Source organism: Rhodococcus sp. O3 (genome assembly GCF_048897285.1).
In the GTDB taxonomy this organism is placed as follows: Bacteria; Actinomycetota; Actinomycetes; order Mycobacteriales; family Mycobacteriaceae; genus Rhodococcus.
The window spans coordinates 1-8179 of record NZ_JBMBTE010000168.1 but is presented as its reverse complement, the minus strand read 5'-3'; the positions used below and the strand labels follow the sequence as shown (position 1 = coordinate 8179).

Below are 8179 nucleotides of genomic sequence, written 5' to 3'. Positions count from 1 at the left end.
CGCGGCCGCACCCGGCTCCGCCGTCGTCGCCGAGGCCAGCACGAACACCGGATGCGCGCCGTAGTGCGCCGCGATCCGCCGCAGCCGCCGCAGGATCAGCGCGACGTGGGATCCGAACACGCCGCGATAGGAGTGGCACTCGTCGACGACGACGTACCGCAGCCGTTTGAAGAACCGGCTCCAGCGGCTGTGGCCGGGCAGCAGACCGAGATGCAGCATGTCCGGGTTGGTGAAGATCCAGCGCGAGTGGGCGCGGGCCCACTGACGGAGCTCGGTCGAGGTGTCACCGTCGTAGGAGCACGGGCGCACGCTCGACAGAGCCGGATCGGCGCAGGTCAGCTCCGTGGCCGCGCGCAACTGGTCGGCGCCGAGCGCTTTCGTCGGCGACAGGTACAGGGCCGTCGCGTGGGGATCCTCGCTCAGGGCGGTGAGCACCGGCAGTTGGTAGGTGAGGGATTTTCCCGACGCGGTTCCGGTGGACAGCACGACGTGGCTGCCTTCCGTGGCGAGGGTCGCGGCGACGGCCTGGTGTTTCCAGGGCCGGTCGATTCCGCACTCGCGCATCACCCGCACCACCGGTTCGGCGACCCAGTCGGGCCACTCGCTGTGGATCGCCTTGCGCGCGGGAAGCTGCGCGGTGTGGGTGAGCGGGTGCTCGCTCGCGGGGGTGCCCTCGAGGATCCGGTCGAGCAGTTCGTCACCGAAACCCACGGTCGCGTCGGGGGACGGACGGTGGTGCGGGGTGGTCACGGTGTGCTCCGAGGGTCGGGTGGGGCCGATGTTCAGCGTAGGCCCAACGGTCCCGGTTCGGTCGAGGTGGTGGGTGGTTCCGGGCAGTAGTATCGACAACAAAAGGTCGGCAATTTTCCCGCGTGCTGTAACAAGATCAGAAATTCGGGCGATTTGTACGCCCTCCTACTGTTGTGCGCGCCGGGTTCGTGGTTGACTGACACCGGTCGCAGCTTCTGTGTTCGTTGACTTGAGAAAGTGCACGCTCGCAGGATCGAGGTTGCGAGCGCGGTGCTTTGCTCTTCCACATGGGGGGATCAAGAAAGTACAGCGGTCGGAACCGGCCCGGTGGACCGCGCACCCGGCGGCCCACCGAATCCGGTGTTAGAAAGAGAAGGAAAAGCATGGCACAGGGCACTGTGAAGTGGTTCAACGCGGAGAAGGGCTTCGGCTTCATCGCTCCCGAAGACGGCTCCGCCGACGTGTTCGTCCACTACTCCGAGATCCAGGGCTCCGGCTTCCGCACCCTGGAGGAGAACCAGCGAGTCGAGTTCGAGGTGGGCCAGGGCACCAAGGGCCCGCAGGCCACCGGTGTGCGCGCTCTCTGATAGTTCGCGACGCGAACTACCAGGTGGATCTCGATCCTCACGGATCGAAGCCTGAATTCGTCCCCTGTCACCGTCGGTGATGGGGGACGATCCATTTCTGTGCACGACCGATTCGTGCACGACCGGTCGCGCGACGCGCGGCGTGCTGAACGGGGAGGTGCCCGTGGTGGGACAACTGTCGATCTTCGGCGCCGAAACCGTACCGCCGGCGCTCACCGACCTCAGCGGACTGCTCGCCGCGCAGGGACAGGTGGTCGTGTCCGGCGGCAGGGCACGCATCTCCGTGGTCGTCGACGAACGCTGGCGCGCCGACGCGATCGCCGAGCTGATGACGCAGGCCGGCCTCACACCCGAGATCACCGTCACCGACGAGGGGCGTCCCCTCGTCCGGACCGCCGCCGTCGAGGACCTCGTCCCGCTCGCCACGCAGTGGACCCGCGGCGCCGTCAAGTCCGTGCCGCCGGGCTGGGTGCCCGGATCGCGGGCGCTGCGCGCGTGGGTGCTGGCCGCCGGCCGGATGGAGGTGGACGGCGAGCGGTATGTGCTGGGACTCGACCCGCACGCACCCGACACCCATCCGGTGCTCGCACAGTCACTGATGAGGGCCGGGATCGCTCCGACCCTGATCGGTACGCGCGGCACCGGACCGGGACTGCGGGTGTCCGGCCGCAGGCGTCTGACCAGGCTCGGAGAGAACATCGGCGAGCCCCCGAACGACCCCTCCGCGCGGTCGACATGGCCCCACGTGGCGGGCGACGATTTCGACAGGTGACGAGTCGGTCGCCGGTCATGTGCGACCCTGTGTGTGGCCGCGTCGGGGGGACGGGTCGGTATACATGTCCTTGAAGAAGCAGGCATGTCGACAACTAGGGAAGGTGCGGGCGGCACGGTGGCAGCACGGGACAAGAGCACGTCGGACGGCTCGTCGGGCACTCGTCGGCTCGTCATCGTCGAGTCTCCGACCAAGGCGAAGAAGATCGCGCCGTACCTCGGACGGGGCTACGTCGTCGAGGCGTCGGTCGGCCACATCCGGGACCTGCCGCGCGGCGCGGCCGACGTCCCGGCCAAATACAAGGGTGAGCCGTGGGCCCGGCTCGGCGTGAACGTCGACCAGGACTTCGAAGCGCTGTACGTGGTCAGTCCGGAGAAGAAGTCCAAGGTCGCCGAGCTCAAGAGCCTCCTCAAGGACGCCGACGAGCTGTACCTCGCCACCGACCCCGACCGTGAGGGCGAGGCCATCGCCTGGCACCTGCTCGAAACGCTCAAGCCGAAGGTCCCGGTTCGCCGGATGGTCTTCCACGAGATCACCGAGCCCGCCATCCGGGCGGCCGCGCAGAACACCCGCGATCTCGACATCGACCTGGTCGACGCGCAGGAAACCCGCCGCATCCTCGACCGTCTGTACGGCTACGAGGTCAGCCCGGTGCTGTGGAAGAAGGTCATGCCGCGGCTGTCGGCCGGCCGTGTGCAGTCCGTCGCGACCCGCGTCATCGTGCAGCGCGAACGCGAGCGCATGGCGTTCACGTCCGCCGAGTACTGGGACATCGCGGCGACTCTCGACGCCGGCGCCGACGCCAGCCCCCGATCGTTCGGAGCGCGGCTGGTCGGTGTCGACGGAAGCCGCGTCGCGGTCGGCCGCGACTTCGGTCCGGACGGTCAGCTCAAGTCCACCGGGGTCACGGTGCTCGACGAGGCCCGCGCACGGGCGCTGGCCACCGCGCTCGAAGGCGCGGCGCTGGCCGTCACCTCCGCCGAATCCAAGCCGTACACCCGCAAGCCGTACGCACCGTTCATGACGTCGACGCTGCAGCAGGAAGCAGGCCGCAAGCTGCGGTTCTCGTCCGAACGGACGATGCGCATCGCGCAGCGGCTGTACGAGAACGGCTACATCACCTACATGCGTACCGACTCGACGACGCTGTCGGAGTCGGCCATCGCCGCGGCCCGGGCCCAGGCCACCCAGCTGTACGGGGCCGAGTACGTCAGCCCGAGCCCGCGGCAGTACACCCGCAAGGTCAAGAACGCGCAGGAAGCGCACGAGGCGATCCGCCCCGCCGGCGATGTCTTCGCGACGCCCGGCGAACTGCACTCGCGCCTGGACACCGACGAGTTCAAGCTCTACGAGCTGATCTGGCAGCGCACCGTCGCCTCGCAGATGGCGGACGCGCGCGGCACCACGCTGACGCTGCGGATCACCGGCACCGCGGCGACCGGTGAGGAATGCGTGTTCTCGGCGTCCGGCCGGACCATCACGTTCGCCGGCTTCCTCAAGGCCTACGTCGAAAGCGTCGACGAAGAGGCCGGCGGCCAGTCCGACGACGCCGAGTCCCGCCTGCCGAACCTCAGCGAGGGACAGTCCGTCACCGCGACGAAGCTCGACCCGGACGGGCACTCGACGAACCCGCCCGCCCGCTACACCGAGGCCAGCCTGATCAAGGCCCTCGAAGACCTCGGGATCGGCCGTCCGTCGACGTACGCGTCGATCATCAAGACGATCCTGGACCGCGGCTACGTCTACAAACGCGGCAGCGCACTCGTGCCGTCGTGGGTGGCCTTCGCGGTGGTCGGCCTCCTCGAGGCGCACTTCGGGCAGCTCGTCGACTACGACTTCACGGCCGGGATGGAGGACGACCTCGACGAGATCGCGTCCGGTCACGAGCACCGCAACGCCTGGCTGTCGAGCTTCTACTTCGGTGGCGAGCGGGGCGCCGAGGGATCCGTCGCCCGCGAGGGTGGCCTCAAGAAGATGGTCGGGGAGAACCTCGAAGAGATCGACGCCCGCGAGATCAACTCGATCCGCCTGTTCGACGACTCCGAAGGCCGCGAGATCCGCGTGCGCGTCGGCCGCTTCGGTCCGTACCTCGAGCGGATGGTCGTCGATCCGGCCAACCCGGACGGTGAGCTGATCTCGCAGCGCGCGAACCTGCCCGACGACCTGCCGCCGGACGAGCTGACCCGCGAATACGCGGAGAAGTTGTTCGCGACGCCACAGGAGGGCCGCAGCCTCGGCGTCGACCCCGTCACCGGCAACGAGATCGTCGCCCGGGAAGGTCGCTTCGGCCCGTACGTGACCGAGCTGCTGCCGGAACCGCCGGCCGAAGCCGAGGAGCCGGAGCCCGCGGTCACGCCGATCCCGGTCGACGAGATCGAGTCCGGCGGCACCGCGACGAAAACCGCGAAGAAGACCGCCGCGAAGAAGGCGCCGGCCAAGAAGGCCGCGAAGAAGGCCACCGGGCCGAAGCCGCGCACGGCGTCACTGCTCAAGTCGATGGACCTGTCGACGGTCACGCTCGAAGATGCCCTCCGGTTGCTGTCGCTGCCGCGGGTGGTCGGCGTCGACCCCGAGTCGGGTGAGGAGATCACCGCGCAGAACGGCCGCTACGGCCCGTACCTGAAGAAGGGCACGGACTCGCGGTCGCTCGCGACGGAGGAACAGATGTTCACCGTCACCCTCGACGAAGCGTTGAAGATCTACGCCGAACCCAAGCGGCGTGGACGGCAGGCCGCAGCGACCCCGCCGCTGCGTGAGCTGGGTATAGACCCGGTCAGCGAGAAGCCGATGGTGATCAAGGACGGCCGGTTCGGTCCGTACGTCACCGACGGCGAAACCAACGCGAGCCTGCGCAAGGGCGACGAGGTCGCGACGATCACCGACGAGCGCGCCTCCGAACTGCTCGCCGACCGTCGTGCGCGCGGCCCGGCCAAGAAGGCGACGAAGAAGGCCGCGGCCAAGAAGACCCCGGCCAAGAAGACCGCGGCGAAGAAGACGGCTGCGAAGAAGACGACCGCCAAGAAGACGACCGCCAAGAAGACGGCAGCGAAGAAGACCGCCGAGTAGGGGTGACGGGCCCGCGGGGCCGCCGTATCCTCGCGGCGTGTACCGCGAGCAGGCATCGGGTGTCGCAGGGGTGATCCTGTGGTCCGCGTCGCGTGCGGGCGCGGGGACCCAGGTGCTGCCGGACGGGTGCATGGATCTGATCTGGCACGAGGACGGATTTCTCGTCGCGGGACCGGACACCCGGGCACACCACTCGGACCTGGGGACCCGCCGATCGCTGACAGCGTTGCGCTGCGCACCCGGAATCGGCCCGGCCCTGTTCGGCGTCGACGCGTGCGAACTGCGTGACCAGCGCGTTCCCCTCGACCAGATCTGGTCGTCGGCGCGGGTCCGGCATCTCTCCGATGCTGCGCAGGTCGCGCCCGCGCCCGCGCTCGTGGCGCTCGCCCGCACGCAACTCGTCGACGCCGACCTCCGAATCGATGCGGCCGTCGCGGGAATGCTCGCGGCGGGGGAGTCCGTCGCGGACACCGCGGCGGCGGTCGGGTGGAGCGACCGGCAGCTGCATCGCCGCGCGCTGCGGACCTTCGGATACGGGCCGAAGACGCTGGCCCGGGTTCTGAGATTCCGGACCGCCGTCGACCTGGCCCGGGCCGGCGGCGGCTTCGCGAGGATCGCGGCCGATTGCGGTTACTCCGATCAGGCCCACCTCGCGCGTGAGGTGCGTGCACTGTCCGGAACCACCCTCACCGACCTCGCCGGATAGTCACGACAGCACGGCTGGTTACGACAGCGCAGCGAAGAGGTCGATCGGGTACCCGTCGGGGTCTCGGACCAGGGCGTAGCGCTGTCCCCAGAAGGCATCCCACGGTGCCTTCACCTCGGTGCAGGACGCCGACAGCAATGCCTTGTACGTGGCATCCACCTCGTCCGGGCCGCCGCAGTCGAAGGCGAGGGACGCGCCACCGGCGACCGGCGTGAACCCGGGATGGAACGACCGGACGGACTCGACGGTGTCCCACAGCAGACGCATCCCGCCGGGCAGCGTCACCTCGAAGTGCGGGCTGTCCGGTGGTTCCGACGGTAGGTCGAGGCCGAGGAGTCGATAGCAGTCGAAGGAGCGGACGAGGTCGGACACCACGAGTCCGACGGCAGACAGGTGCGGAGTCATGATCCGAACCTAGGCAGAACAGGTTCGGGTGTCTTGCAGATTTCGGACAGCAGCGGGAGCGGGATCGTCGGTGCCTGCCGCTACGCTGCCCTGCATGGGTGTCTTCGATCGTCTCGTCGGTCAACGCGACGTCGAGACGGACCTGATCGCTGCCGCGATCGCGGCCCGCAACGGCGACACGGGATCGGCGATGACCCACTCGTGGCTGTTCACCGGGCCGCCCGGGTCGGGGCGGTCGGTCGCGGCCCTGTGCTTCGCCGCGGCACTCCAGTGCACCGACCCCGGAGAACCGGGCTGCGGACACTGCCATGCCTGCACGACGACGATGGCCGGCACCCACGGTGACGTGCGCAGGGTCGTACCCGAGGGCCTGACCATCAGCGTCAAGTCCATGCGCGAGATCGTTCAGACCGCGTCGCGCAGGCCGAGCACGGGACGCTGGCAGATCGTCGTCGTCGAAGACGCCGACCGGCTCACCGAGGGCGCTGCGAACGCGCTGCTCAAGGTCGTCGAGGAACCACCGCAGCGCACCGTCTTCCTGCTGTGCGCGCCCTCGATCGATCCCCAGGACATCTCCGTCACGTTGCGCTCACGCTGCCGCCACATCGGCCTCGTGACACCCAGCGTCGAATCGATCGCTCGGGTGCTGCGCGACGTCGACGGGATCGACGAGCGCGCGGCGCAGTGGGCCGCATCCGTCAGTGGCGGTCACGTCGGCCGCGCCCGGCGCTTGGCGACCGACGAGTCCGCGCGTGCCAACCGCACCCGCGCGCTCGACGTGGCCAAGGCGGTCCTGCACCCGGCTACCACCTACGCCGATGCCGAGGATCTGGTCCAGCGCGCGCAAGCCGAGGCCAAGGAGATCACCGGGTCGATCGACGAACGGGAAACCGAGGAGCTGAGGACGGCATTGGGCGCGGGCGGCACCGGAAAGGGAACCGCGGGAGCGTTGCGTGGGTCGGCCGGTGTACTCAAGGCGCTCGCGGACAAACAGAAGGTGCGCCTGACCCGAACCGAGCGCGACATCATGGACCGGGCACTGATCGACCTCGCCGGGTTGTACCGGGACGCGCTCGCGGCCGCGTTCGGCGCCACCGCCACACCGAACCATCCGGACATGGCCGAGCGCGCCCGCGATCTGGCGTCCCGCACCTCCCCGGAATCACTGTTGACCTGTATCGAATCGATTCTCGAGTGCCGCGAGGCGCTCGCACAGAACGTCAAACCGCGTTTCGCGGTCGCTGCGATGGCGGCCAGGTTGAGCTCCGCGTTCCGCTGATCTACGTGCAGGTTTGCATCCTCCGGGGGGTGGTCGGCTACACTTCGGACGCCGAATGGCTCGCTGCCTTAGCTCAGTCGGTAGAGCATTTCACTCGTAATGAAAAGGTCGTCGGTTCGATTCCGACAGGCAGCTCAGAAGGGGAAGGCCCCTCACCGGGAACACCGGTGAGGGGCCTTCCTCGTTCCGGAGCCGCCCACACGCATCGTCGGAAACAGGGACGATGGAGGCATGGCCATGGAAATCTTCTCCCTGATCGTCATCATCGGGGCCCTCGCCGTCGTCCTCCCGATGGCGATACGCGTGTTCCGACGGCACGACGACGAGTAGCCGGCCCGCGGTGCTCGACAACCGGTCGCGGGGCGCTCATGCTCGTTATATGAGCGAGTCGCTGAAGGAACGAGTGCGCGAGAAGATCCTCCGGCAACGCATCGAGGACGGTGGACGTCCGCTCGGGGACGCCGAGGGCGACAACCCCCGGCTCGTCGATATCGGCTACGACCTCGCGCTGCTGGATCAGGCATCGGAGGACGACGACGTGGTCCAGCAGCTCGCCGTCAAGTACTGGGTGCCGTGAACCGCTTCTCGACGCCTGAATCGCCCCGAAACCGCCG

8 protein-coding genes and 1 tRNA gene are annotated in these 8179 nt (G+C 68.7%); 7 read left to right on the top strand and 2 right to left on the bottom strand.

The window, feature by feature from the left end:
- Window positions 1-750 (bottom strand): DEAD/DEAH box helicase (locus ACN675_RS26235; protein ID WP_420753612.1); only part of this gene is annotated, 750 nt, incomplete at its 3' end.
- A 383-nt stretch (window positions 751-1133) separates the two neighbouring features.
- On the opposite strand from ACN675_RS26235, the gene ACN675_RS26230 reads away from it, so the two are divergent.
- From ACN675_RS26230 to ACN675_RS26215, 4 genes are all read left to right on the top strand, one after another.
- On the top strand, window positions 1134-1337 hold the full coding sequence (locus tag ACN675_RS26230; RefSeq protein WP_003935252.1) for a cold-shock protein: 204 nt from the start codon (window positions 1134-1136) through the stop codon (window positions 1335-1337).
- Window positions 1338-1503: 166 nt separating this feature from the next.
- Window positions 1504-2109 (top strand): hypothetical protein, encoded by a 606-nt coding sequence (locus ACN675_RS26225; RefSeq protein ID WP_420753611.1) that lies wholly within the window; start codon window positions 1504-1506, stop codon window positions 2107-2109.
- 117 nt (window positions 2110-2226) lie between these two features.
- Window positions 2227-5175 carry a type I DNA topoisomerase gene (gene topA / locus ACN675_RS26220; RefSeq protein WP_420753613.1) on the top strand — a complete coding sequence of 983 codons (2949 nt, stop codon included), beginning with the start codon at window positions 2227-2229 and terminating at the stop codon, window positions 5173-5175.
- Window positions 5176-5212: 37 nt separating this feature from the next.
- Window positions 5213-5881, top strand: a complete 669-nt coding sequence (locus tag ACN675_RS26215) for a helix-turn-helix domain-containing protein (RefSeq protein WP_420753610.1) — start codon at window positions 5213-5215, stop codon at window positions 5879-5881.
- Between the two features lie 18 nt (window positions 5882-5899).
- On the opposite strand, the gene ACN675_RS26210 is transcribed toward ACN675_RS26215, so the two are convergent.
- Window positions 5900-6286: a VOC family protein gene (locus tag ACN675_RS26210; protein WP_420753609.1), complete on the bottom strand. Its 387-nt coding sequence runs from the start codon at window positions 6284-6286 to the stop codon at window positions 5900-5902.
- Window positions 6287-6380: 94 nt separating this feature from the next.
- Between ACN675_RS26210 and ACN675_RS26205 the strand changes: the two genes are divergently transcribed.
- From ACN675_RS26205 to ACN675_RS26195, 3 genes are all read left to right on the top strand, one after another.
- Complete coding sequence (locus ACN675_RS26205) at window positions 6381-7565, top strand: DNA polymerase III subunit delta' (RefSeq protein ID WP_420753608.1); 1185 nt, start codon at window positions 6381-6383, stop codon at window positions 7563-7565.
- Window positions 7566-7627: 62 nt separating this feature from the next.
- Window positions 7628-7700 (top strand) — tRNA-Thr (locus tag ACN675_RS26200).
- A 244-nt stretch (window positions 7701-7944) separates the two neighbouring features.
- Window positions 7945-8142 carry a hypothetical protein gene (locus tag ACN675_RS26195; protein ID WP_420753607.1) on the top strand — a complete coding sequence of 66 codons (198 nt, stop codon included), beginning with the start codon at window positions 7945-7947 and terminating at the stop codon, window positions 8140-8142.
- Window positions 8143-8179: the final 37 nt, after the last annotated feature.

Bases quoted from the DNA above. Each gene is read 5' to 3' on its own strand.
- ACN675_RS26230 (WP_003935252.1), top strand. From the start codon at position 1,134: ATGGCACAGGGCACTGTGAAGTGGTTCAACGCGGAGAAGGGCTTCGGC.
- ACN675_RS26205 (WP_420753608.1), top strand. From the start codon at position 6,381: ATGGGTGTCTTCGATCGTCTCGTCGGTCAACGCGACGTCGAGACGGAC.
- ACN675_RS26195 (WP_420753607.1), top strand. From the start codon at position 7,945: ATGAGCGAGTCGCTGAAGGAACGAGTGCGCGAGAAGATCCTCCGGCAA.
- ACN675_RS26210 (WP_420753609.1), bottom strand. From the start codon at position 6,286: ATGACTCCGCACCTGTCTGCCGTCGGACTCGTGGTGTCCGACCTCGTC.